The organism is Fictibacillus sp. 23RED33 (assembly GCF_015903925.1).
Classification (GTDB): Bacteria; Bacillota; Bacilli; order Bacillales; family Fictibacillaceae; genus Fictibacillus; species Fictibacillus phosphorivorans.
Genome location: NZ_JACZDX010000002.1, coordinates 435168 through 458003 on the forward strand (window position 1 = coordinate 435168; position 22836 = coordinate 458003).

General features: G+C 42.0%; 26 protein-coding genes. 23 read left to right on the forward strand and 3 right to left on the reverse strand.

The genetic code is table 11. The features are described 5' to 3' along the window. Positions 1-6: 6 nt before the first annotated feature. The 5 genes from lgt to IHV09_RS10465 all read left to right on the forward strand — a co-directional run bounded on the left by lgt (position 7) and on the right by IHV09_RS10465 (position 3616). The gene (gene lgt / locus IHV09_RS10445) at positions 7-822 is read left to right on the forward strand and encodes a prolipoprotein diacylglyceryl transferase (protein ID WP_197129275.1); all 816 of its coding nucleotides are present in this window, start codon (positions 7-9) and stop codon (positions 820-822) included. A 16-nt stretch (positions 823-838) separates the two neighbouring features. After that, positions 839-1807 carry a nucleoside recognition domain-containing protein gene (locus IHV09_RS10450; RefSeq protein WP_197264453.1) on the forward strand — a complete coding sequence of 323 codons (969 nt, stop codon included), beginning with the start codon at positions 839-841 and terminating at the stop codon, positions 1805-1807. Beyond that, a complete protein-coding gene (ppaX, locus tag IHV09_RS10455) occupies positions 1782-2423 on the forward strand; it encodes a pyrophosphatase PpaX (RefSeq protein ID WP_197264454.1) in 642 nt (213 codons plus the stop codon). Before IHV09_RS10450 ends, ppaX begins: the two co-directional genes overlap by 26 nt. After that, entirely contained in the window at positions 2424-2936 is a 513-nt protein-coding gene (locus IHV09_RS10460) for an acyltransferase (protein ID WP_197129288.1), read from the forward strand. 89 nt (positions 2937-3025) lie between these two features. After that, complete coding sequence (locus IHV09_RS10465) at positions 3026-3616, forward strand: hypothetical protein (RefSeq protein WP_066397668.1); 591 nt, start codon at positions 3026-3028, stop codon at positions 3614-3616. A 93-nt stretch (positions 3617-3709) separates the two neighbouring features. Here IHV09_RS10465 and IHV09_RS10470 read toward each other — a convergent pair whose 3' ends face one another. Beyond that, positions 3710-3940 carry a hypothetical protein gene (locus tag IHV09_RS10470; protein ID WP_197264455.1) on the reverse strand — a complete coding sequence of 77 codons (231 nt, stop codon included), beginning with the start codon at positions 3938-3940 and terminating at the stop codon, positions 3710-3712. Between the two features lie 187 nt (positions 3941-4127). On the opposite strand from IHV09_RS10470, the gene putP reads away from it, so the two are divergent. The 5 genes from putP to IHV09_RS10495 all read left to right on the forward strand — a co-directional run bounded on the left by putP (position 4128) and on the right by IHV09_RS10495 (position 7616). Next, positions 4128-5597, forward strand: a complete 1470-nt coding sequence (putP, locus tag IHV09_RS10475; RefSeq protein WP_197264456.1) for a sodium/proline symporter PutP — start codon at positions 4128-4130, stop codon at positions 5595-5597. Positions 5598-5690: 93 nt separating this feature from the next. Further along, positions 5691-6134: a GNAT family N-acetyltransferase gene (locus IHV09_RS10480; protein WP_197264457.1), complete on the forward strand. Its 444-nt coding sequence runs from the start codon at positions 5691-5693 to the stop codon at positions 6132-6134. 69 nt (positions 6135-6203) lie between these two features. Beyond that, positions 6204-6512 (forward strand): hypothetical protein, encoded by a 309-nt coding sequence (locus tag IHV09_RS10485; RefSeq protein ID WP_197264458.1) that lies wholly within the window; start codon positions 6204-6206, stop codon positions 6510-6512. A 77-nt stretch (positions 6513-6589) separates the two neighbouring features. Further along, positions 6590-7051 carry an SRPBCC family protein gene (locus IHV09_RS10490; protein ID WP_197264459.1) on the forward strand — a complete coding sequence of 154 codons (462 nt, stop codon included), beginning with the start codon at positions 6590-6592 and terminating at the stop codon, positions 7049-7051. Positions 7052-7073: 22 nt separating this feature from the next. After that, positions 7074-7616 carry a histidine phosphatase family protein gene (locus IHV09_RS10495; protein WP_197189767.1) on the forward strand — a complete coding sequence of 181 codons (543 nt, stop codon included), beginning with the start codon at positions 7074-7076 and terminating at the stop codon, positions 7614-7616. Positions 7617-7824: 208 nt separating this feature from the next. Here the strand turns inward: IHV09_RS10495 and IHV09_RS10500 are convergent, their stop codons facing one another. Further along, positions 7825-8847: a redoxin domain-containing protein gene (locus IHV09_RS10500; RefSeq protein ID WP_197264460.1), complete on the reverse strand. Its 1023-nt coding sequence runs from the start codon at positions 8845-8847 to the stop codon at positions 7825-7827. A 417-nt stretch (positions 8848-9264) separates the two neighbouring features. Continuing rightward, positions 9265-10320, reverse strand: coding sequence for a calcium/proton exchanger (cax, locus tag IHV09_RS10505; RefSeq protein WP_197264461.1), 1056 nt, complete (start codon positions 10318-10320; stop codon positions 9265-9267). Positions 10321-10604: 284 nt separating this feature from the next. On the opposite strand from cax, the gene IHV09_RS10510 reads away from it, so the two are divergent. The 13 genes from IHV09_RS10510 (at position 10605) to IHV09_RS10570 (ending at position 22818) form a co-directional block, all read left to right on the forward strand. After that, complete coding sequence (locus tag IHV09_RS10510; RefSeq protein WP_197264462.1) at positions 10605-11789, forward strand: ATP phosphoribosyltransferase regulatory subunit; 1185 nt, start codon at positions 10605-10607, stop codon at positions 11787-11789. Then, the gene (gene hisG / locus IHV09_RS10515; protein ID WP_197189764.1) at positions 11786-12430 is read left to right on the forward strand and encodes an ATP phosphoribosyltransferase; all 645 of its coding nucleotides are present in this window, start codon (positions 11786-11788) and stop codon (positions 12428-12430) included. The genes IHV09_RS10510 and hisG overlap by 4 nt, the downstream gene beginning before the upstream one ends. Continuing rightward, positions 12427-13698, forward strand: a complete 1272-nt coding sequence (gene hisD, locus IHV09_RS10520) for a histidinol dehydrogenase (protein WP_197264463.1) — start codon at positions 12427-12429, stop codon at positions 13696-13698. The genes hisG and hisD overlap by 4 nt, the downstream gene beginning before the upstream one ends. Further along, complete coding sequence (gene hisB, locus IHV09_RS10525; protein WP_197129317.1) at positions 13699-14295, forward strand: imidazoleglycerol-phosphate dehydratase HisB; 597 nt, start codon at positions 13699-13701, stop codon at positions 14293-14295. It begins immediately after the preceding gene. Continuing rightward, positions 14296-14937: an imidazole glycerol phosphate synthase subunit HisH gene (gene hisH, locus IHV09_RS10530; RefSeq protein WP_197264464.1), complete on the forward strand. Its 642-nt coding sequence runs from the start codon at positions 14296-14298 to the stop codon at positions 14935-14937. Next, a complete protein-coding gene (gene hisA / locus IHV09_RS10535) occupies positions 14934-15665 on the forward strand; it encodes a 1-(5-phosphoribosyl)-5-[(5-phosphoribosylamino)methylideneamino]imidazole-4-carboxamide isomerase (protein ID WP_197129321.1) in 732 nt (243 codons plus the stop codon). Before hisH ends, hisA begins: the two co-directional genes overlap by 4 nt. After that, entirely contained in the window at positions 15665-16423 is a 759-nt protein-coding gene (gene hisF / locus IHV09_RS10540; protein ID WP_197189760.1) for an imidazole glycerol phosphate synthase subunit HisF, read from the forward strand. The genes hisA and hisF overlap by 1 nt, the downstream gene beginning before the upstream one ends. Then, positions 16420-17064, forward strand: coding sequence for a bifunctional phosphoribosyl-AMP cyclohydrolase/phosphoribosyl-ATP diphosphatase HisIE (gene hisIE / locus IHV09_RS10545; protein ID WP_197264465.1), 645 nt, complete (start codon positions 16420-16422; stop codon positions 17062-17064). The genes hisF and hisIE overlap by 4 nt, the downstream gene beginning before the upstream one ends. A gap of 273 nt (positions 17065-17337) precedes the next feature. Beyond that, entirely contained in the window at positions 17338-18963 is a 1626-nt protein-coding gene (locus tag IHV09_RS10550) for a tetratricopeptide repeat protein (RefSeq protein WP_197264466.1), read from the forward strand. Between the two features lie 84 nt (positions 18964-19047). Beyond that, entirely contained in the window at positions 19048-20004 is a 957-nt protein-coding gene (gene trxB, locus IHV09_RS10555; protein ID WP_197264467.1) for a thioredoxin-disulfide reductase, read from the forward strand. Between the two features lie 477 nt (positions 20005-20481). Then, positions 20482-20940, forward strand: a complete 459-nt coding sequence (locus IHV09_RS10560) for an NUDIX hydrolase (RefSeq protein WP_066397616.1) — start codon at positions 20482-20484, stop codon at positions 20938-20940. A gap of 51 nt (positions 20941-20991) precedes the next feature. Further along, positions 20992-21867, forward strand: coding sequence for an RNase adapter RapZ (gene rapZ / locus IHV09_RS10565; protein WP_197129333.1), 876 nt, complete (start codon positions 20992-20994; stop codon positions 21865-21867). Further along, entirely contained in the window at positions 21868-22818 is a 951-nt protein-coding gene (locus tag IHV09_RS10570) for a gluconeogenesis factor YvcK family protein (RefSeq protein ID WP_197129336.1), read from the forward strand. It begins immediately after the preceding gene. Positions 22819-22836 lie beyond the last annotated feature (18 nt).

Consider the following 22836-nt stretch of genomic DNA (forward strand, 5'->3'; position numbering starts at 1 on the left):
TAGACTGTGGAAGAAACGATTCAACCTCTAAATCGTGTAGCACTCGAATTAGGGCCGCTCACGATCTATTGGTACGGACTTATTATTGGGTTTGGTGCGATGCTTGGCCTTTGGCTTGCGGTAAGAGAATCAGAGAGACGCGGGCTTGCTAAGGATACGTTCGTTGATGTAGTGATGATTGCAGTACCTGTGGCTATTTTATGTGCAAGGCTTTATTATGTAGCGTTTGAATGGGACTTTTATAAAGACAATCCAAGTAAGATTCTCGCTGTTTGGGAAGGCGGTATCGCGATTCATGGTGCACTGATCGGTTCATTCTTAACAGCACTCGTTTTTTCAAGAGTAAAGAAAATCTCTTTTTGGAAGCTGGTTGATATCGCAGCTCCTAGCATCTTGCTCGGTCAGGCGATCGGACGCTGGGGCAACTTCATGAACCAGGAAGCTCATGGTGGGGAAGTAACGCGAAACTTTTTAGAATCACTCATGTTGCCAGACTTTATCATCAATCAGATGTATATTGATGGGACTTATTATCATCCAACCTTTCTCTATGAATCGCTTTGGAGTTTCATAGGTGTTATCGTCTTGCTTTATTTACGCAGAGTGAACCTTCATCGAGGTGAATTGTTCTTAACGTATATCATCTGGTATTCGATCGGACGTTTCTTTGTAGAAGGACTTCGTACGGATAGCTTGATCGTTTGGGGAACCTCCCTTCGCATCGCACAAGTGGTGAGTTTGGTCTGGATTGCAGCGGCGGTGATCATCTGGATCTATAGAAGAAAAACAGGATTGGCTAAACAACGATATCTAGAAAGCTAAGGGAGGCGAATGAAAAGTGGAAACGTTAAAAAAAGGCACACTTGCAGGCTTGAAAACCACTTGGACGCTAGGGAAAATTATTTTTCCTGTCACTTTACTGATCACGCTGTTGAGTCACACACCGGTGTTAGATTGGCTGATCGCTGTTTTAGCTCCAGCCATGAAATGGATCGGACTTCCGGGTGAAGCGGCGATCCCGCTCGTTCTCGGTAATTTTCTGAATCTATATGCAGGAATCGGGGGAATTCTGACTCTCGATTCTTTAACGGTGCAAGATGTATTTATTCTAGCTGTTATGCTTTCGTTTTCGCACAACCTTTTTATTGAGTCTGGTGTTGCAGCGAGTGTAGGTATCAAATTGTGGGTGATCCTACTCGTGCGAATCGGCTTGGCGCTTTTCTCTGCTTTTATGATCAACCTTTTATGGGATGGCGGAACAGAAAAAGCACAATATGGTTTTATTTCAAAGCCTGAAGCGGCTCCGAACGGCTGGGGAGAAATCACTCTGGCTGCTCTAGAAAAAGCTTCACTCGGTATTCTGCAACTAGCACTTATCGTCATCCCCCTCATGATCATCATGCAGTATATGAAGGACAAAGGCTGGCTGAACAAGTTTTCGAAATGGATGGCACCAGCTATGAAGCTGCTAGGTATGAAAGAGAACACGTCTATGACGATGGCAGCCGGACTTACGATCGGTCTTGCCTATGGTGCAGGTGTGATGATGCAGGCTGCGAAAGAGGACGGCGTATCAAAGAAAGATCTGTATCTAGCTTTTATCTTTCTCGTAAGCTGTCACGCCGTTGTTGAGGATACACTTGTTTTTGTACCATTAGGAATTCCCGTTCTGCCGTTGTTGATCATTCGAGTAGTGACGGCGATCGTTCTTACGGTAATAGTAGCTTACGTATGGAACAAGATGGAACGGAAAAATCGTTTAACAAGAAAGGAACGACAACATGAAACGCAACACCATACTATTTGATCTAGACGGAACATTAATCAATACGAACGAACTGATCATCGCTTCTTTCCTTTACACACTAGATAAGCATTTTCCAGAACAATACAGTCGTGAAAGTGTCTTGCCGTTTATGGGGATGCCGCTCGTTGAGACGATGGAGCAGTTCGATAAAGAAAAAGTATCAGACTTAGTTCAAACATACCGTGAACATAACATCTCGCATCACGATGAACTCGTTACAGAGTTTGAAGGAGTTTTTGAAACGGTAGAAGAATTGTATAAAAAGGGCTATAAACTGGGCATCGTAACTACAAAAATGAGAAATACAGTCGAGATGGGCTTACGCCTTGTTGGTCTTGATAAGTTCTTTCAAACGGTTGTTACACTAGATGACGTGAAAAACGCGAAGCCAGATCCAGAGCCTGTTCAAAAAGCGTTAACCTTGCTCGGTTCAACACCAGAAGAAGCAATCATGGTAGGCGACAGCAAGTACGATATTCTTGCGGGTCAGAATGCTGGCACACAAACGGCCGGTGTAGCATGGACCATTCGCGGCAACGATTATTTGCAGCAGTTTAATCCAGACTTCATGCTGAATGAAATGACGGATTTGCTGGATGTTTTAGGAGAGAGATAATTGCGGAATACTGAGCGTTATCCGGTAAAAGGAAGAAACTCGTTGTACCAAGTGTATGACACTGTCCCATTCTGGAAAGTGGTAAAGAATTTTATCGCGATACAAGTGGCTCGATACACGCCATTTCTACCTATGAAAAATTGGCTATACCGTACTTTTTTGAAGATGAAGGTCGGTGAGGGGACAGCGTTCGCCTTGATGGTCATGCCAGACATCATGTATCCTGAACGAATTTCAGTCGGGAAGAACTGTGTGATCGGCTATAATACAACGATATTAGCTCATGAATATTTAATAAAAGAATACCGTTTGGGTGACGTGATCGTGGGCGACGAAGTGATGATCGGTGCGAACTCTACGATCCTCCCAGGCGTTACGATCGGTGACGGTGCGATCGTATCAGCTGGAACACTCGTCCACAAAAATGTTCCAGAGGGATCTTTCGTCGGTGGTAATCCGATGCAGGTCATCTACACGAAAGAAGAACTTCTTAAGAGGGAAATGGAAAGATAGAAATTTGTCGTAAGTTCCCCTCTTGGGTTTTCTTGATTTTCGTCGTATACTTAAAACAGGCAAAAAAGCGAAAGCTGGAGGCGCATACTATGAGAAGGAAATCATTCTCGATCGTATTTATGAAGAACACGTTTAAAATTGGACACCTCGTTGAAGACAACTGTCAGTCTCAGCATGCACCGAAAGCATCTCATCCACAAAATAAGGCCGAACAACTTGCTGCCCGCGATACCTATCGTTTCCGGACTGCTGTGTCAAAAATGAAAGGTCATGGTCTTGTTAAGCATTACGAACTTCAAAGCAAACGTGCAAAGCTGGTTTTTTACGGCGACTATTCTACTTACAAACGTAACGTACCTCATATTGCGTTTACACGCGAACATTTTCAACACTACTTTGGAACAGAAGATTTAATCTGTGAATTTCTCCTAGATACTTCTATTTATTTATTTAAAGAACTCCATTTTTTAGAAGAGATCCAACTGGATATTCCGAGTCATGGCAAGATGTATACGGTCGAACTGACGCGACAGGAACTGGATGATTACATGAAGTGTGATCTGGCCGAAATGAAAGATGGTCATCACCATAGGTTCTTCTACATCTACCGAGACGAAGAGCTGGATCTATTTACGAATCAATTTGTAAAGGTCAAACGATTAAGACGAAAAAAATTATAAAGTGATTAAAAACTGGCGCCCAAACGTCTTATGAATGGGTACCAGTTTTTTTGATGTGTAAAGAGAGTGAGTGGGGAATAGCGAGTATGTGGGTTAGGTGCTAATGACAAACAGCGAAATTTGTCGAGGATTGCAGACTCGTGGATAAACAGCCAAAACTCGTGGATTCAGCACTAAAACTCGTGGATAAACAGCCAAAACTTCTGGATTGAATGCAGAAACTTCTGGATTCGGCACCAAAACACTTGGATTCAGAGCCAAAACTTCCGGATTGAATGCAGAAACTTCTGGATTCGACACCAAAACTTTTGGATTCAGCACCAAATTGATTAGTCCTCATGTGCCACGCCACCTTGTTTTGGCAGCTAACAAGCTCATTATTAGATGTCTTCCAAAAAAAAATCTATTCCTTTTGTCGAAAAATGTATTTATAATAAAAATGTTCCTTTTTATAATTTTTAAAATATTGAAAGCGTTTTTACAACAAGAAAAGGCAGGAGGAAAACTGAATATGGGTTATGGAGTTATTTTTTCAATTAGTGTGTACATGATCGGGATGGTGCTGATCGGGCTTTATGCGTACCGAAAGACCGATAACCTTACCGATTACATGCTTGGTGGAAGAAATCTTGGACCAGCTGTTACTGCACTTAGTGCAGGTGCATCAGATATGAGTGGATGGCTGTTAATGGGTCTTCCAGGTGCAATGTACGTATCTGGTTTGAGTGCTGGATGGATTGTGATCGGCTTGTGTGCAGGTGCCTATTTAAACTGGCTATTCGTTGCACCTCGACTCAGAACGTATACGGAAGTAGCGAACAACTCGATTACGATTCCAGATTATTTTGAGAACCGATTCAAAGATACTTCACGCATACTGCGTATTACGTCTGCGTTAGTTATCGTGATTTTCTTTACGTTCTACTCGTCATCCGGAATGGTTGCGGGCGGACAATTGTTTGAGACAGCTTTTGGTCTGAATTACATGTGGGGAATCTTACTTACGGCTGGAGTAGTTATTATTTATACTTTATTCGGTGGTTTTTTAGCGGTAAGTTATACAGATTTCGTACAAGGAGCGATCATGTTTGTAGCGTTAATCCTTGTACCATTCGTAGCCATTTTAAAAGTTGGCGGATGGGATGCTTCATTTAACGAGATCGAAAGCATCAGTCCAACTTTGCTTGATGCCTTTACGGGGACTAGCTTGATCGGTATCATCTCCTTATTAGCATGGGGATTGGGTTACTTTGGCCAGCCGCATATTATCGTTCGTTTTATGGCGATCACGTCTGTAAAAGAGATGAAGAGCGCTAGACGAATCGGAATGGGTTGGATGGTTTTCTCCATCGTTGGAGCGATGTTCACAGGTCTAGTAGGGATTGCTTACTTCAACCAAGCGGGAGCACCTCTTGGAGAAGCAAAAGCTGAAACGGTATTTATCTTATTATCTGAAGTATTGTTCCATCCGATTATTACGGGCTTCTTGCTTGCTGCGATCTTAGCGGCAGTTATGAGTACGATCTCATCTCAGTTGCTCGTAACATCGAGTGCTTTGACGGAAGATTTTTACAAAGCATTCGTAAAACGTTCTGCATCTGACAAGGAACTCGTGTTAGTAGGGCGTTTGGCGGTTTTTGCTGTTGCCGTTATTGCATTTGTTATGGCTCTTAATCCGAGTGAAACGATTCTGAATCTTGTAGGTTATGCATGGGCAGGGTTTGGTGCTGCATTCGGTCCGGTCGTCTTGCTGAGTCTATATTGGAAGAGAATGACGAAATGGTCTGCTTTTGCTGGTATCGTCGTAGGAGCTGTAACTGTTATCGTTTGGGAACTCATCCCGGCTATGGCTGATGTATATGAGATCATTCCTGGATTCATCGCATGTACACTAACGATCGTAGTCGTTAGCTTGATGACAAAAGAACCAAGTGCAAGTATTCAGGAAGAGTTTGAAGAAACGAAAAGATTAGTAAGTTAATAGTGAGGATATGGACTGACCAGTTAGCGGATTTAATTGCTGATTTGGTCAGTTTTTTCTTAGAATAATGTTATTGATAGAGGAGGACGCAGAATGGAATTCATGATTCTTGAAGGAATTCCAGAGGAGGATCTATTGAAGCGAATCCTTCAGCTACACGAAGTAATCTTTGGTGCATCAAATGACGGTCTCCTTTGTAAAATGAAAGGGAAGGACAAACTAACGATCGTTACAGCTATTCATCATTCAAAGGTAGTTGGCTATAAAATGGGCTATGAAATCGATCATAACACTTATTATAGCTGGCTAGGTGGAGTCGACCCCGTTTATAGGGGGCAAGGAGTAGCTTCGAAGTTAATGAAACAACAGCATGAGTATCTGAAAATGAAAGGGTATTCTGTTGTTCGAACCAAAACGATGAATAAGTGGCGCCACATGCTGCTGTTAAATATTAAAAATGGGTTTGATGTGAAGGAAACGTATACGAATAAAAATGGGTTACATAAAATTGTACTCGAAAAAAAGTTATGTGATTAAACAATTGTATAAAAGAATTCACTCTTGATAGCAGCCTCCGCATATGATGGTATAAGCGGGGTGACGGACATGAGGATAAAAGATAGAGTGAAGCTTTGGTTCTTAGGATCGCTTTATCCAGAAAAATCATTACGACCAATCGACAGCAAGGAGCAGTTTAAGAGCGACTTAAACAAGGGCCGTCCGGTAATCTTTACGTTAAGAGATGTTTACGGATTAATTTTATTTGATAAAAATGAGCAACTCGGAACACTGTATACAAAAGATGTGTTCGGTATAACGGAAGATTATAGAAGTTATTATTCTATGCCTGAGCTGATCTCGTTCTACAGTGAGCATGTTAAGGAAGGAATTTTATTCTATACAGAGAATAATTAAAGAATCATATTCTGTTGGACACCTCATTACTTGAGGTGTTGTTTTTATTACCTCTTTAGAAAGTGAGTCATCATTATATGCCTACAATTATACACCGAGAATTTGTACATGCTTCTGCAGAAACCTGTTTTGATCTCGCACGAAACGTAGATATACATACTGAAACGACTTCTCATACAGGAGAAAGAGCGGTCGCCGGAGTAACGTCAGGTTATATGGAAAAAGGAGATCATGTGACGTGGGAGGCTGTTCATCTTGGCGTGAGACAAAGATTGACTGCAAAAATTATTGAGATGGAAAGACCTCATATGTTCGTAGATGTGATGGTAAAGGGGGCTTTCCATTCATTCGTGCATACTCACACCTTTGAATCGAAGGGGAACGTGACCGTTATGGTGGATCATTTTCATTACAAGTCTCCGTTTGGCGTGATTGGAAGATTAGCTGATTGGTTGTTCCTAGAGAAGTACATGACGAATTTTCTAGTAGGACGGGCAAGAGCGCTAAAAGAGATCGCAGAAAACACGCAACACACATAAAGGTAGAAAGCGGTGATCAGTGATGAAGATAGGAATGGTACGTCATTTCAAAGTCAAAAGAGGCTATCCGACTGAAAAATGGATCACGCCCTCTGAATTTGATCAGTGGTTGAAAGAATACGAAGCGTCTGATGTAGAAGAAACAGACGTTGACTTAGGCGGAATCAACTGGAATACATGCTATTCGAGTACAGTTCGTCGTGCAGAATACACAGCAGGGAAGATTTATAGAGGTGAGCTGATTAGAACGGATGACCTTCGTGAAATCCCAGTCTATCCGTTTTTTAAAAGAGATATTAAGATTCCAATGATTCTATATCCTCTTTGCATTCGAACAGCATGGTTCTTTAACCACAAATCTCAGCTTGAGCGTAGAACGGATGTAGAAATGCGTGTTTCAAAGATCGTTGACCGCATACTAGAAGAAAACGAAGAAAATGCACTAATTGTAAGTCATGGTGGACTCATGATGTTTATGAGAAAAGAACTGATCCGTAGAGGATTTAAGGGACCAAGATTAGGCAGACCCGAAAACGCGAAGCTCTATTTGTTTGAGAAGATCTAGGTGGGGCTGTCGAGGTGTGTCGAAAATCGGATAAATAATTTTATCCGTGAAATTATGTATGCTATCCGTTAATATATTGGTCATTACCGTGAATAAAAAAGAGATTACCGTGAAAATGTGCACTTTTACATCTATGTATTGAAAGAAAACTGGCTGATACCCCACACGAAAAGGGAATGTAGCCAGTTTTTTTTCGTAAAACCTTCATTTATTGAGCGTTCTTATAAAATTCTTCCATCATATCGTAGCTCATCGGGCCGATATGTTTTTGCACAATGATTCCTTTTTTATTAATAATAAAAGTAGTCGGAATCGTTACCGTTTTGTACGTATTTCCGACTTTACCGTCTGGATCTAATAAAACGGGGAAGTTCAGCTTGTATGCTTGAGCAAACTTTTTCACTTCCTTCTCAGAGTCGCTGTCTGTTAAGTTCACAGCTAAGATTTCTACTTTCTTAGAGGAGTGGTCTCTATAGAAACGGACCATCTCAGGCATTTCTGCACGACAAGGCGGACACCATGTTGCCCAGAGGTTTACGAATACGACCTTTCCTTTGAGATCTGATAGCTTTACGGTTTCGCCTTCAATCGTTTTTAATTCAAAATCCGGTGCACGGTCACCTGTTTTGATTCCATAAGATGCCGCCTCTACTGCTTCACCATTCGTGTCCTGTCCCCCGAGAGGAGAATTCGTGAGAACGGAAAAGAAGAGTGCGGTGACTAGCATAGATAGAACGGTTTTTCTTATCTCAAATGAACCCTTCGTATATAAGTAGATTGACAGGATGGAAAAGAACAAGGAGATCAATCCGTCTGCGAAGAGGGTGGTTGCCGCAAAATGTGCACCATAATAAGCGGCGAAAAAAACAGTTAGACCTAATATTCCGATATAAAAAACCCGAGTTCTATCAAGCTCCCGTTTTCCTGAAGCCCTTAGCATGTAAAGGATTGAAAAGATGATCCCGAGTACGATTCCTGTTTCTCCTCCATTAAAGTACAAGATGCTTAACGGATGTTCAACGATCAGTAGGGGATGCAGAACAGAATAACTGAATTTCCAAACCAATAGAAAAATTCCTACCGCATTACTCAATACGTCTAACAGCTGTTTTTTATCAGGTTCTTCTCTTACTTTTACATACAATATGCCATACGCGATCAACGCTGATCCTACAATCGCAAGCCAAACCATCTTTATTGGAAAAGATCCGATCGTTAAATAATCCGCCATTTTAACACCCACCTTAAACTTGTCCTCTATTCTAAACTTTATCAAAGTTTTGCTATTTTTATTCCTAATTTGCTTGTTTCATAAAAAAAACCAGTGAAGGGTTTCTCCTTGCACTGGTCTTATGCTATATATTACATCTCTTTTTTAAATTCTGTTTCAGTGGCATTTAATTTTTTTCCTTCTTTGATTGTTGATTTGAATGGAAGGTGCGTGCCTACCACTTGAAATACATCTCGTAAGGCATGCGACGAGGAAGCTTACTCCGGTAGCCTTAACTTTTAGACGCAGGAGCAAAAATCCTCTAGTGTCGAGCAGTCCAAGAAGTGAATGTGGCTCACCGCCTGCCCCGCGGAAAGCCAACAACCTGGAATTGAAATCAACTACTTTCATAAGCAATACTGAATACGAAACAGGCACTTATAAAAGATAAAAACCAACTCCCATGATTAGGTAGGCAGCTAGAAGGGTAAGCCCTTCAAACCAATTCGTATCGCCATCACTTGTTAACGAGATCGTTAAGAATACGGCGAGAACCATCGCTACGAGTTCAGGAAGCGTAAAGACAAGAGCCATCGACTTTTCAAAAAATAAAGAAACCAATACGAGCAAGGGAGCAACAAACATGGCGATCTGAAGTGTTGAACCAATTGCGATTTCTACCGCAACATTCATCTTATTCTTGTAAGCCATGATGATCGCTGAAGCATGTTCAGCTGCGTTACCAACAATCGCAACGATAATGATTCCGATGAACACTTCACTCCAGCCGAGCGTTCTGCCTACTTCTTCAAACGTATGCACGAGTTTTTCAGAAACATAAGCAACGGCAAGAGTAGCAAGAGCGAGGACGATAAGAGCTTTCCACTTACTCCATTCTGCTTTTTCATCTCCATGCGCAACATCGTGTTCTGATTGATAGACACCGCGGTGAGTAACAAGCTTGAACAGAAGTGCGGCAATATAAAGAACGATCATGATGACAGAGACCCAAACACTCAAGGTGAGTGAATCGGCGTCGTTCAGTTTATAAGAAAAGACCTCAGGGAAAACAAAAGCGACTACCACAGCGAAAATCAATAGACCAGCGTTATGGCGTGCATCATAAACGTTGAACTTTTGTTGTTTATACTTTAATCCACCGATGAAAAATGACAAACCTCCGACTAGTAAAAGATTTCCGAGTACAGAACCAGTTAAAGACGCTAATACTACACTTATAAGTCCGGCTTTTAAAGCAAAGATTGAAATGATGAGCTCGACCGCGTTACCGAAAGTGGCGTTGAGTAACCCGCCGATTCTCGGCCCGGCTATGATGGCTAAGCTTTCAGTTGCGCGTCCCATATAACCAGCTAGTGCGATAATCGTTGCACAATAGATCACAAAGAGTAAGACAGCAGGCCAATGTAGAATGCTGCCGATAACGGATAGCGGTACGCCAATCATGATGGCAATAAAAAAGATGCGATTAAACAAGACGTATTCCATCCCTTCCTATGTATTTATTTTTACATACTATTCCCTGAAATCTGTTTTCTTAACTCTGAATAAGGAAACATGATTTTTGTTTGAATTGGTTGACAGTTTCGACAAGTACGTGTAGACTAACAACTAAATCTTTATCATGGTAGTATATTAGCGAACTAAAGTGTTTTGTGTAATTTGGTAGTTCACATTGATCAAATTCATGTAAAAGCCAGCTCATATTTTCGTAAAACATTACTTAATCTATTCATTTTATAAATAAAGGATGAAGGATCATGTCAAAACCGTTTGTGTTTGAAAAACCAGCAGGTATGCGGGATACACTTCCTGCTTTTTATCAAAAAAATGAAGACATCAAAAATAAAATCAAACGAGAGATGGAGTCTTGGGGTTATCAATTCATTCAGACTCCTACTTTGGAATATCACGATACAGTCGGAGAAGCCTCTGCAATTTTAGATCAACAATTGTTCAAGCTGCTTGATATGGAAGGAAAAACATTGGTGCTCCGACCAGATATGACAGCTCCGATCGCGAGGGTCGTGTCATCAAGCATGAAGCATGTAGCTTACCCACTTCGCCTCGCATACAGTTCTCCCGTCTTTAGAGCGCAACAGCGAGAAGGGGGAAGGCCAGCAGAATTCGAACAAGTTGGTATCGAATTGATTGGTGAAGGAACGGCTAGTGCAGAAGCAGAAGCACTCGCTTTAATGTCCGAAGTGTTCAAAAAGAGCGGAATTGCTGCATTTACTGTAGCCGTTGGACATATAGGATTTGTGCAAGAGCTTCTTTCCGACATTTTAGGAAATGATGATCGAGCAGCGGATTTGTTACGTTATTTAAATGAAAAAAATTATGTAGGCTACACTTCACATGTGAAGAAGCTTCCTCTATCTTCAATCGATACACAGCGCTTATTAAAACTGTTGGATTTAAGAGGTGGTATCGAAGTACTTGATGAAGCATCTTCATTAAATCCGAACAGAGTAGGACAGCAGACCTTACAAGAACTAAAGGACTTGTACAATCTTTTAGAAGATTATGATGCGGCACAAAACATTGTATTCGATTTTACGTTGTTCAGTCACATGAGTTATTACACGGGAATCGTGTTTGAAGGATACGCTGCTGGAATCGGGGCACCGATCGCGAGCGGAGGACGTTATGATGACCTGCTCAGTCGTTTTGACCGAAAAGCACCCGCTATTGGCTTTGCGATTCGAATGGACTATTTTGTAGAAGCGCTCGGAAACAAAAGTGATGATACAAAGAGACATTGCATTCTTTACACAGATGAACGCAGAAAAGAAGCACTGAAGTTAGCAAAAGAAAAGCGTAATAAAGGGACGCATGTTGTGATGCAGAATCTTTCTGGAGTCAAAAATGTAGATGAATTCAGCAAACGTTTTGATGATGTGCAATATTTAATCGGAACACAGCAAGGAGAGGACTTTTCATGAGTACGGTATTAACGATGGCAATGCCAAAAGGGCGAATATTTGAAGAAGCAGTCGATCTTCTCAGACAAGCTGGATATCCGCTTCCTCCCGAGTTTGATGAATCTAGAAAGTTAATTATCGATGCACCTGAAGCAGGTCTTCGTTTTATTCTGGCAAAACCGATGGATGTCCCTACCTATGTGGAACACGGTGTAGCTGATATCGGAATCGCCGGAAAAGATGTGATGCTTGAAGAAGAACGTGATGTTTATGAGGTGCTCGACCTGAAAATTTCAGAATGCTATCTGGCGGTTGCTGGGCTACCGAATGGACATGATCAAAGAGTTGCACCAAAGATCGCTTCGAAGTATCCGAATGTTGCGTCTCATTATTTTAGAGAGCAGGGCCAGCAAGTTGAAGTGATCAAATTAAACGGATCGATCGAGCTTGCACCATTAATAGGGTTAGCAGATCGAATCGTTGATATCGTTTCGACGGGGCGGACGTTAAAAGAAAACGGTCTGGTTGAACTTGAGAAAATAGCTGAAATTACATCAAGGTTGATCGTGAATCCTGCTAGCTACAGATTGCATGCTGCACGCATCAACGATCTGGTTGAGCGACTTCGAACACTTGTTGAGAGCAAGGAGGAAGTTCAATGAGAATACAACCTGTCACTGAACTAAAAAACTTAGAGAGAAGTGTTGAACAAAACACGGAGAAGCAAAGAAAAGCGGTTCTTGATATTTTACAAAATGTGAAATCGAAGGGGGATAAAGCCCTTTTTGAGTATACTGAAACATTTGATGGTGTATCTCTTTCATCTCTTGAAGTAACAAAGAACGAAATAGTTGAAGCCATCTCTTCACTTGATCCAAGTATGATAGAAATTATTTCAGAAGCAGCAAGCAATATTCGTGAATATCACGAAAAACAACGACGACAGTCATGGTTCTTCACACGTGAAGATGGAACGCTTTTGGGTCAAAAAGTAACGCCGCTTGATTCAGTCGGTGTGTACGTTCCAGGTGGAACAGCTGCTTACCCGTCATCTGTGTTGATGGGCGTCATACCAGCCGTTGTTGCTGGCGTAGAGGAGATCGTACTCGTCTCACCACCAGGGAAAGACGGAAAACTTCCGTCTGCTGTACTGGCTGCAGCTTCTATTGCAGGAGTTAAACGAATGTTTAAAATAGGTGGTGCACAAGCGATCGGAGCGCTGGCATATGGCACTGAATCGGTTCCCAAAACGGACAAAATCGTTGGTCCGGGTAACATATTCGTTGCGCTAGCAAAACGCGAAGTATTTGGTGTATGTGACATTGATATGATCGCAGGTCCAAGCGAAATCGCCGTTCTTGCGGATGAAACAGCAAACGCTCGTTACATTGCGGCAGACCTTTTATCACAAGCCGAACATGATCCCCGATCAGCAGCGGTATTGGTTACAACTTCAAAAGTGTTAGCAGAAGAAGTTGCAGCGGAAGTAGAGTCACAACTATCTGAGCTCCCAAGAAAAGATATCGCGACAGAAGCGATTCGAGATCATGGAAGCATCTATATCGTGAATTCGCTTGAAGAAGGTGCAGATGTGATCAACCAGATCGCACCTGAACACCTTGAGATCATGACGAAAGATCCGATGAGTCTTCTCGGAAAAATAAAACACGCAGGTGCGATTTTTCTTGGAGAATACAGCTCAGAGCCTGTTGGGGATTATTTTGCAGGAAGCAATCATGTTCTTCCGACAAGTGGGACAGCGCGTTTTTCAAGTCCACTTAACGTAGATGATTTTACGAAAAAATCAAGCGTGATTCGATATAGTGAACAGGCACTAAAAGAAAATGGAGAGAAAATATCAGCTTTTGCTCGCCTAGAGGGACTTAAAGCACATGCGAGAGCGATAGATGTTCGACTGGAGGACAAGTAGATGGAAAATCAAGCGCGACAACATACGATTGAAAGAAATACGAAAGAGACACAGATCAGCTTATCTCTAAACATTGACGGAGAAGGACAAGCCGATATTCAAACACCTGTCCCTTTTTTAAACCACATGTTAGACGCGATCGCACGTCACGGACATTTTGATCTGACGGTAAACGCTGCGGGAGATGTGGAGATCGATGACCATCATACAACAGAAGACGTTGGCATCTGTCTTGGTCAAGCAATTCAGGGAGCACTAGGTGATAAGCGAGGAATCAAGCGATACGGTAATGCGTTTGTCCCTATGGATGAAACACTTGCTCAAGTGGTGATCGATCTATCCAATCGTCCGCACCTTGAATTTCGTGCAGAGTTTCCAAGTCAAAAAGTAGGAACGTTCGATACCGAGCTCGTGCATGAATTCTTTTGGAAGCTCGCGTTAGAGGCGAGAATGAACCTGCATGTGATCGTTCACTATGGCTCGAACACACACCATATTATAGAAGCTATTTTTAAAGCTTTTACAAAAGCGTTAGATGAAGCCACACAGATCGACCCTAGGGTAAAAGGAGTGCCTTCTACGAAAGGAATGTTATAGATGATTGGAATCATTGACTATGGAATGGGCAACTTGCATTCTGTCTGTTCTGCTCTAAAGAGAATCAATCAACCTTACATCCTCTCCGGAAATCCAGAGGAACTTCAAAAAACAGATGGACTGTTGTTGCCGGGAGTTGGTTCTTTTAAAGATGCGATGACGGAGTTAGAGAAGACAGGTCTCGCTAATTTTATAAAAAAAGAGGCGGAAAGCGGTAAGCCTCTGATGGGCATCTGTCTAGGCATGCAGCTCCTTTTTGATGGCAGCAGCGAGAATGGTTTAACAAAAGGACTTGGATTACTTCCAGGAAGAGTTGAACGTTTTACAGGCAAAACGAATGAAGGACATTCATATAAAGTACCTCACATGGGATGGAACGATCTACACTTTTTGCAGAGTGATCAGCCGTTAGTAAAAGGTATAGACGAAGGATATGTTTATTTCGTCCATTCTTTTGTTGTACAGACGGAAAATAGAGAGGTACTTGCTGCAGTCGCTCAATACGAAGACGTGGAAGTTCCAGCTGTAGTCGGAAGCGGCAAGGTCATGGGAACGCAGTTTCACCCTGAAAAAAGTTCTGAGACAGGCATGAGCATGCTGAAAAACTTTTGCGATTTCGTTGAGGAGGGAAAACAAGAATGAGTGAATTTGTATTATACCCCGCGATCGACATGCGTAATGGGAAGTGCGTAAGGTTGATGCAAGGAGACTATGAACAAGAAACGATCTACGGAGATTCCCCTTTTGATATGGCAAAACAGTTTGCAGATCAAGGTGCAGAGTGGATTCATATGGTGGATCTTGACGGCGCGAAAGACGGAAAGAAAATCAACCATGAGCATGTATTGCGTGTTGCGAAGGAACTGTCTGCAAAAGTTCAGATCGGTGGAGGAATTCGTTCAATGGATGACGTTTCGTATTACTTAGACGGTGGAGTTGACCGGGTGATCTTAGGCAGTGCTGCGGTTTCGAATCCAGAGTTTGTAAGAGAAGCGTTACAGCAATACGGTGGTTCAAAGGTAGCGATCGGACTTGATGCTCGTGATGGATTTGTAGCTACAGAAGGATGGCTTGAAACGTCTCACATCAAAGCTGTTGATCTCGCGAAAAGATTAGTAGAAGAAGGTGCAGAGACGTTTATTTTCACCGATATCTCAAAAGACGGTATGCTACAGGGACCGAACGTTGAAGCGATCGGAGAATTAGCAAGCATCACTGGAAAAGAAGTGATCGCCTCAGGTGGTGTAAGCTCTATCGCTGATCTCGTTTCTTTAAAAGCAGATGAACGTAACATCGCTGGTGCGATTATTGGAAAAGCACTTTACACAAATCGATTTACCCTGCCAGAAGCGTTAGGAAGTGTGAAATAATGCTTACGAAAAGAATTATTCCATGTCTAGATGTTAAGGAAGGAAGAGTTGTTAAAGGGATTCAGTTCCTTAATTTAGTCGATGCTGGTGATCCTGTTGAACTAGCGAGATTTTATGATGAAGAAGGAGCAGACGAGCTCGTTTTTCTTGATATTTCTGCTAGTCATGAAGGACGGGACACGATGGTCGAAGTCGTTGAACGAGTTGCAGCAGAACTTGCGATTCCATTCACTGTCGGTGGCGGTATCAATAAACTCCAAGACATGAAACGTGTGTTACGTGCCGGAGCTGACAAAGTTTCTGTAAATACAGCAGCGGTCTTGCGACCAGAACTGATTACAGAAGGATCGGATTATTTTGGTGCCCAATGTATCGTAGTGGCGATCGATGCAAAGTATGACGAAGAGTTAAAATCATGGCGCGTGTATACGCATGGAGGTCGCAAACCCACTCAATGGGAAGTCACAGAGTGGGCGCGAGAAGCAGTAAATCGTGGTGCTGGAGAAATTCTGCTGACCAGCATGGATAAAGATGGAGAAAAGTCTGGATTCAATCTAGAGCTAACGAAAGCAGTGAGTGAAGCGGTAACCGTTCCAGTTATTGCGTCAGGCGGAGCTGGATCTTCCGAGCATTTTAGTGATGCGTTTACGATTGGAAAAGCTGATGCTGGCCTTGCTGCTAGTATTTTTCATTATAAAGAAACATCGATCACAGAGGTAAAAGCAGATTTGCGAAAGTTAGGGGTGTCTGTTCGATGAATTTAGAAAAACTGAAATTTGATGAAAAAGGATTGATTCCTGCCGTAGTCCAGGATATTCAATCAAAAGAGGTACTAACGGTCGCATATATGAACCGAGAATCGCTCCAGAAAACAATCGAAATTGGCGAAACGGTGTTCTTTTCAAGATCACGACAAGAATTATGGCACAAAGGTGAAACTTCTGGTAATACACAAAAAGTGAGGAGTATCCGCTACGATTGTGATCAAGATGCTGTGGTTGTGCTTGTAGAACTTAAAGGGCCTGCTTGTCACACGGGCTCATATAGTTGTTTTTCAGAAACTCTTTATGAGGTGGATGAGAGAGTAGACGCGCCAAACCCTGATCGATATAGAATTCTGACAGAACTGCAAGAGATTATCGCAAAACGAGAGCATGAGATGCCAGAAGGTGCTTACACAACCTATCTTTTTGAACATGGAGTCGATAAGATTCTGAAGAAAGTTGGAGAAGAAGCAGGGGAAGTGATTATCGCCGCAAAAAATCGTGATGCCGAAGAATTGAAATGGGAAGTTTCTGATCTTTTCTATCATGTTTTGGTATTATTGCAGGAGCAAAAGGTACCTTTAGACGAGATCTTGGCCACATTAAAGGAAAGACATACGAAAAAGGACGACTGAGGCTTCTTAGCTCGGTTGTTTTTTTTGTGTCTGAAAGGATTTATGATCGATTTCAGGGATTTATATTAAGCCCCAACTTACAAACCTCGGACTCCTTGTCTCATACAGATTGACACGCATCCGCCATTTTTTGTCGAAAGTTTCCTGCACATTATTTACAGTCTAAGGGGTGTTACTCTTTTTAGCCTGTGTTATAATTTTTTGGTTGAAAACTTTGTAAACAGAACGATATAGAAGTATATATGTTTACATAAGTAGATGGAGGAACCAAATATGCATAAACAAAAACGGGCCAGTGCAGCTAGCGGCCGTGTTCTTCCCTTTATCCAGGATGGGGATTACTTTTTTGAAAAAGGAATAAAAGCCTATAATAGGCGTGATCTATATACAGCAAAAAAAATGTTTGAGCGGGCCGTTACCTTCCAGCCGGAAGAGCCCTCTTTTTTATGTCAGCTTGCTTCAACGCTTGCTGAGATCGGAGAATATGAAGAATCCAATAAGTATTTGCTGAACGCATTAGAGCAGTCTGGTTCTGATCTTTCAGAATGCCATTTTTTCCTTGCGAATAACTTTGCGCATCTAGGCATGTACAGTGATGCTGAAGAACATGCTCGTTTATATATCGCGATTGATCCAGATGGTGAATTTGTTGATGATACACAAGAACTATTAGATCTTATCTCACTCGAAACAGGAAGCAAGTCTTCTAATCTGCCTCTTTCTACTGAAGAAGAGCTGATCAAGCTTCATGATGAAGCAAGGCAATCGATTGAACGAGGAGATCTTCCATTAGCGCAACAACAGTTAAAAGAGATCATCACGAATCATCCTAAGTTTTGGGCGGCGTATAATAACTTAGCACTCACTCACTTTTATAAGAGCGAGTTTGATGAAGCGATGGATGTTCTTCAAGATGTGTTGGATAAGAATCCAGGTAACTTAAACGCACTATGCAACCTTGCTATTTTTCTGTTCCATTTAGGGATGGACGAACCTGGTGGCAAGCTAGTTGAGCGGCTAAAAACGGTGCATCCGATGCACCCTGAGCATCGTTACAAATTGGGGAATACGTTCGGGTTATTAGAGGAGCATCTATACGCGAATAAGTGGCTGCAATCACTTAGAAAGTCGTCATTTGTATATGATCCTGTAACCACACATATGCTTGCTGTGTCGTACTATGCACTTGGACAAAAAGACCTTTCTGTAAAAACGTGGAAAAAGGTAATCGATCTAGATCCTGAAAGTCACGTTGCTCCTTTTTATTTGGAAAAAGCACAAAGTGATGAGTTGACGATAACAGGCGGGGACTATCAATATCGCATTCCAACTAACAATCAGAACAAACCGAAAAAAGATCGTCAAGTGAAAGCGATGGAGCATATTCAGCAGGTTCGTAAAGGACTGGAAAAAAACAAAATTACGCATTTAATTCTTTTAAGAGGGAATAAAAATGAAGAGGCTTATGAGACGCTTCGTGACTTTTGCCTTAGAAAAGAAGAGTCGTTATTCGTAAAAGAGATCGCTGCAACAATCATGCTGGAACATCAGCCTGAAAAAGCTGTAGAACTCCAACATGATGATGCACGTGTTGAAGTGAACGCACCTTCTGAGGTTATTAGTATGGCATTAGATGTACTTCTTTCTGTTAAAGAAATGGGTTCAGCGCTTGATGAGCATGTACTGTTTTATTGGGCAGAAGCGATTAAATTTGCGGAGACGACAGACGAACGAATCTTTGATAATCAAAAAGCAATTGCTGCGGCAATCGATCACTTAGCTCGTAAGCAAAAAGGGCGTTCTACCCAAAAGAGTGTTGCAGAGCAGTATGGAATAACTGTTTCTGTATTGTCATTACGCATAAAAAAACTGATAGGTTGGGTAAATCGCAACGTTTGAGCAGAATGATGGACTTTACTCCTATGTGCGAATAGGATATAGATATAGTAAATAAGAATTTCCTTATATAAGGAGTGGGCATTAATGACTGAAGAAAGAATTTATGATGTAGCTATTCTTGGTGCAGGACCAGCTGGTATGACTGCAGCGGTTTATACATCACGTGCGAACTTGGATACGATTATGATCGAACGAGGTATCCCTGGCGGACAGATGGCTAATACGGAAGATGTAGAAAACTATCCTGGTTTTGATCACATTCTTGGACCAGAACTTTCAAACAAAATGTTTGAGCACGCAAAAAAATTCGGTGCTGAATACGCTTATGGCGATGTAAAAGAAATCATCGATGGCGAAGAGTACAAAACGATTCATGCAGGAAGCAAAACGTACAAAGCGCGTTCGATCATCATCTCAACAGGTGCTGAATATAAGAAACTAGGCATTCCAGGAGAAAAAGAATTCTCTGGACGCGGCGTTTCTTACTGTGCAGTGTGTGATGGTGCATTCTTTAAGAACCGTGAATTAGTGGTTGTCGGCGGCGGTGATTCCGCTGTTGAAGAAGGTGTTTACCTGACTCGATTCGCTTCTAAAGTAACGATCGTTCATAGACGTGACAAACTTCGTGCACAAAAGATCCTTCAACAACGTGCGTTTGATAATGAAAAGATCGATTTTATCTGGAATCACTCTGTTAAAGAGATTCACGGTGAAAACAACAAAGTGAACAAAGTGACGTTAGTTCATTCAGAAACTGGAGAAGAACAAGACTTCTCAGCAGATGGAGTGTTCATCTATATCGGAATGCTTCCATTGAACGCTGCCTTTAAAGATCTTGGCATCACGAACGAAAATGGTTATGTAGAAACGAACGAACAGATGGAAACAAGAATTCCGGGAATCTTTGCAGCAGGAGATATCCGTGAAAAAACACTTCGTCAAATCGTTACGGCTACAGGTGATGGAAGTATTGCGGCACAAGCTGCTCAGCATTACGTGGAGAGTTTAACGGAGAAACTAAAAAACGTAACTTCCAATTAATGTGATTGTAACAGTGATGAAATAATTGTGGGGTATTATAAAAATAAGAAATTGACCCCCTTTTTATAAAGGCAAGACTTTGACACGGAGCTATGCTTCGTGTCCTTTTTTTGTTTTTTTCTATGAAAGCGAAAAGATTACTTTGAGTTTTCGCTTCATTGACAAAGTGATTGGAATGGAAGTTGCGAGACTCCTACGGGACAGGCGGGCAGGTGAGACACTTATACGTGAAACGTACGAATGTGGCTCATCGCCTGCCCCGCGGAAAGCGAGCACCTGGAACGGAAAACAGCTACTTTCAAAAACATCACTGAGATTTCAAACTTATTTAATAGGTTCTTTTTTCACATAATAAGAAAAGCGAAATACCATAAATTAGAATGCTAAAATACGTCAAACCCTTGAGGCCTCTGTATTGTGAGGGGTTACATAATTTAGTATACTAAAAAGTAGGACATAGCCCTGAGGTGAAAACAAGTGCAAAGAGTAACAAACTGTGTGTTAATAAGAGATAATCAAGTGCTTTTACTTCAAAAGCCTAGACGGGGCTGGTGGGTAGCACCAGGCGGAAAGATGGAGTCTACCGAATCTATCCGTGATTCTGTTATACGCGAGTACCGTGAAGAAACGGGAATCTATCTGAAGAATCCGCAGCTTAAAGGTGTGTTTAATTTTATTATTAAAGAAGGCGACAAGATCGTCTCTGAGTGGATGATGTTTACCTTTTTTGCAACAGACTCAGAAGGTGTTGCATTAGATGAATGTGAAGAAGGGATTTTGTCATGGAAGCCGGTTGAAGAAGTACGTGAACTTCCGATGGCGCCAGGAGATCATCACATTCTTGACTATATGACGAGTGGCAGCAACATGATATTTGGCACATTTACGTATACACCTGATTTTGAACTGCTTTCTTATCGTTTAGACCCAGCATAAGTTAAGACGGGTCGCATAAAAATGGAACATAGTAAACTGGGGGGAAATGGCATGGAAAGACATGATGTACAAATGGTGATTATTACAGGAATGTCAGGGGCCGGGAAGACGGTAGCCATGCAGAGCTTTGAAGATTTAGGCTTTTTCTGTGTTGATAATCTACCACCTGCACTACTCCCTAAATTTGTAGAATTAATGCAAGAATCTGCTGGCAAGCTGAACAAGGTGGCACTTGTTATGGACCTACGTGGTCGCGAGTTTTTTGATCAGTTGTTTTCAACGCTCGATCAACTTGCCCTCTCATCGGATGTTCAACCGCAGATTTTATATTTGGATTGTAAGGATGCAACACTTGTACGCAGATACAAAGAAACCCGACGTTCTCATCCTTTGGCGAAGAGTGGAAACCCGCTTCAAGGGATTACTCAAGAGCGTGAGATGCTTGAAGAACTAAAAGGAAGAGCACAGCAAGTCTTAGATACATCTGACTTAAAACCACTTCAATTACGTGAACGTATCATTCAGCGTTTTTCTGCAAATGCCGCTCATCCGTTCACGATCAACGTGATGTCATTCGGATTTAAGTACGGGATGCCGATCGACGCTGACTTAGTGTTCGACGTGCGTTTCCTACCAAATCCTCATTATATTGAGCATATGAGACCGCGAACAGGGCTTGAAGCAGATATTTCAGAGTATGTATTGAAGTGGCCGGAAACGAACATGTTTTTAGAAAAGCTGCTTGATCTGCTTCAGTTTATGATTCCGCAATATAAAAGAGAAGGTAAGAGCCAACTGATTATCGGGATCGGATGTACAGGCGGAAAACATCGTTCTGTAGCTCTAGCTGAATATATCGGAAATGCACTTTCCAAAGAATATGTGACATTCAGCTCTCACAGAGATATGGGAAAGGATAAAGTTTAAATGAATAAGCAGCCGAAAGTGGTAGTGCTTGGCGGAGGAACAGGTCTTTCTGTTCTTCTCCGTGGTTTAAAGCGCTATCCAGTTGATATCACTGCTATCGTTACGGTTGCAGATGACGGCGGCAGCTCAGGAAGGTTGAGGAGAGATTACGATATGCCTCCTCCCGGTGATGTGAGAAACGTGATCGCCGCACTTTCTGAAGTGGAACCGCTTGTAGAAAAAATGTTTCAGCATAGGTTTAAAGTGGGAGACGGAATTACGGGTCATTCGCTTGGAAACTTGCTTCTTGCTGCCATGCACGATATTACAGGAGATTTTTTAACAGGAATTCGGGAACTTAGCCGCGTTTTAAACGTAAGAGGACAAGTACTGCCTGCAGCGAAAAACAGTATTATTCTATGTGCGGAGTTAGAAGATGGGACGATTGTTCAGGGGGAATCTAAGATCCCGCTGTCGAATAAGAAAATCAAACGCGTCTTTTTATCTGATGAAAAGATCGAGCCTCTTCGTGAAAGTGTGAAAGCGATTCAAGAAGCTGATTTGATCGTGATCGGACCAGGAAGTTTGTACACGAGCATCTTGCCGAACCTTCTTGTGAACGGAATTTCCACGAGCATCCGTGAGGCAACGGCTCCTAGAGTTTATGTATGTAATGTCATGACACAGCCTGGAGAAACTACAGGTTACACGGCTGGTGATCACATTCAGGCATTGATCGATCATGTGGGCCACAACTTTATCGATGTTGTGATTGCGAATAATGAAAAGATTCCTTCAGAATACCTGGATCTATATTTGGAAGAAGGCGCATCGCAAGTTACTTATGATGAGGAACGCTTAAAGTCGTTCGGCATCGGTTTGTTATGTGACAACATCATTCAGTACGGAACGCTTGTCAGACACGATGCACAGCGTGTTTCTGACTTATTGTTAGGACTTATTGAAAAATAGAATACGGATTGAAACGGA

Bases quoted from the DNA above. Each gene is read 5' to 3' on its own strand.
- hisA (WP_197129321.1), top strand. From the start codon at position 14,934: ATGAGTGAATTTGTATTATACCCCGCGATCGACATGCGTAATGGGAAG.
- putP (WP_197264456.1), top strand. From the start codon at position 4,128: ATGGGTTATGGAGTTATTTTTTCAATTAGTGTGTACATGATCGGGATG.
- hisH (WP_197264464.1), top strand. From the start codon at position 14,296: ATGATTGGAATCATTGACTATGGAATGGGCAACTTGCATTCTGTCTGT.
- IHV09_RS10485 (WP_197264458.1), top strand. From the start codon at position 6,204: ATGAGGATAAAAGATAGAGTGAAGCTTTGGTTCTTAGGATCGCTTTAT.
- IHV09_RS10480 (WP_197264457.1), top strand. From the start codon at position 5,691: ATGGAATTCATGATTCTTGAAGGAATTCCAGAGGAGGATCTATTGAAG.
- IHV09_RS10490 (WP_197264459.1), top strand. From the start codon at position 6,590: ATGCCTACAATTATACACCGAGAATTTGTACATGCTTCTGCAGAAACC.
- IHV09_RS10495 (WP_197189767.1), top strand. From the start codon at position 7,074: ATGAAGATAGGAATGGTACGTCATTTCAAAGTCAAAAGAGGCTATCCG.
- rapZ (WP_197129333.1), top strand. From the start codon at position 20,992: ATGGAAAGACATGATGTACAAATGGTGATTATTACAGGAATGTCAGGG.
- ppaX (WP_197264454.1), top strand. From the start codon at position 1,782: ATGAAACGCAACACCATACTATTTGATCTAGACGGAACATTAATCAAT.
- hisD (WP_197264463.1), top strand. From the start codon at position 12,427: ATGAGAATACAACCTGTCACTGAACTAAAAAACTTAGAGAGAAGTGTT.
- trxB (WP_197264467.1), top strand. From the start codon at position 19,048: ATGACTGAAGAAAGAATTTATGATGTAGCTATTCTTGGTGCAGGACCA.
- hisF (WP_197189760.1), top strand. From the start codon at position 15,665: ATGCTTACGAAAAGAATTATTCCATGTCTAGATGTTAAGGAAGGAAGA.
- IHV09_RS10465 (WP_066397668.1), top strand. From the start codon at position 3,026: ATGAGAAGGAAATCATTCTCGATCGTATTTATGAAGAACACGTTTAAA.
- IHV09_RS10500 (WP_197264460.1), bottom strand. From the start codon at position 8,847: ATGGCGGATTATTTAACGATCGGATCTTTTCCAATAAAGATGGTTTGG.
- hisIE (WP_197264465.1), top strand. From the start codon at position 16,420: ATGAATTTAGAAAAACTGAAATTTGATGAAAAAGGATTGATTCCTGCC.
- IHV09_RS10510 (WP_197264462.1), top strand. From the start codon at position 10,605: ATGTCAAAACCGTTTGTGTTTGAAAAACCAGCAGGTATGCGGGATACA.
- hisG (WP_197189764.1), top strand. From the start codon at position 11,786: ATGAGTACGGTATTAACGATGGCAATGCCAAAAGGGCGAATATTTGAA.
- IHV09_RS10550 (WP_197264466.1), top strand. From the start codon at position 17,338: ATGCATAAACAAAAACGGGCCAGTGCAGCTAGCGGCCGTGTTCTTCCC.
- IHV09_RS10570 (WP_197129336.1), top strand. From the start codon at position 21,868: ATGAATAAGCAGCCGAAAGTGGTAGTGCTTGGCGGAGGAACAGGTCTT.
- hisB (WP_197129317.1), top strand. From the start codon at position 13,699: ATGGAAAATCAAGCGCGACAACATACGATTGAAAGAAATACGAAAGAG.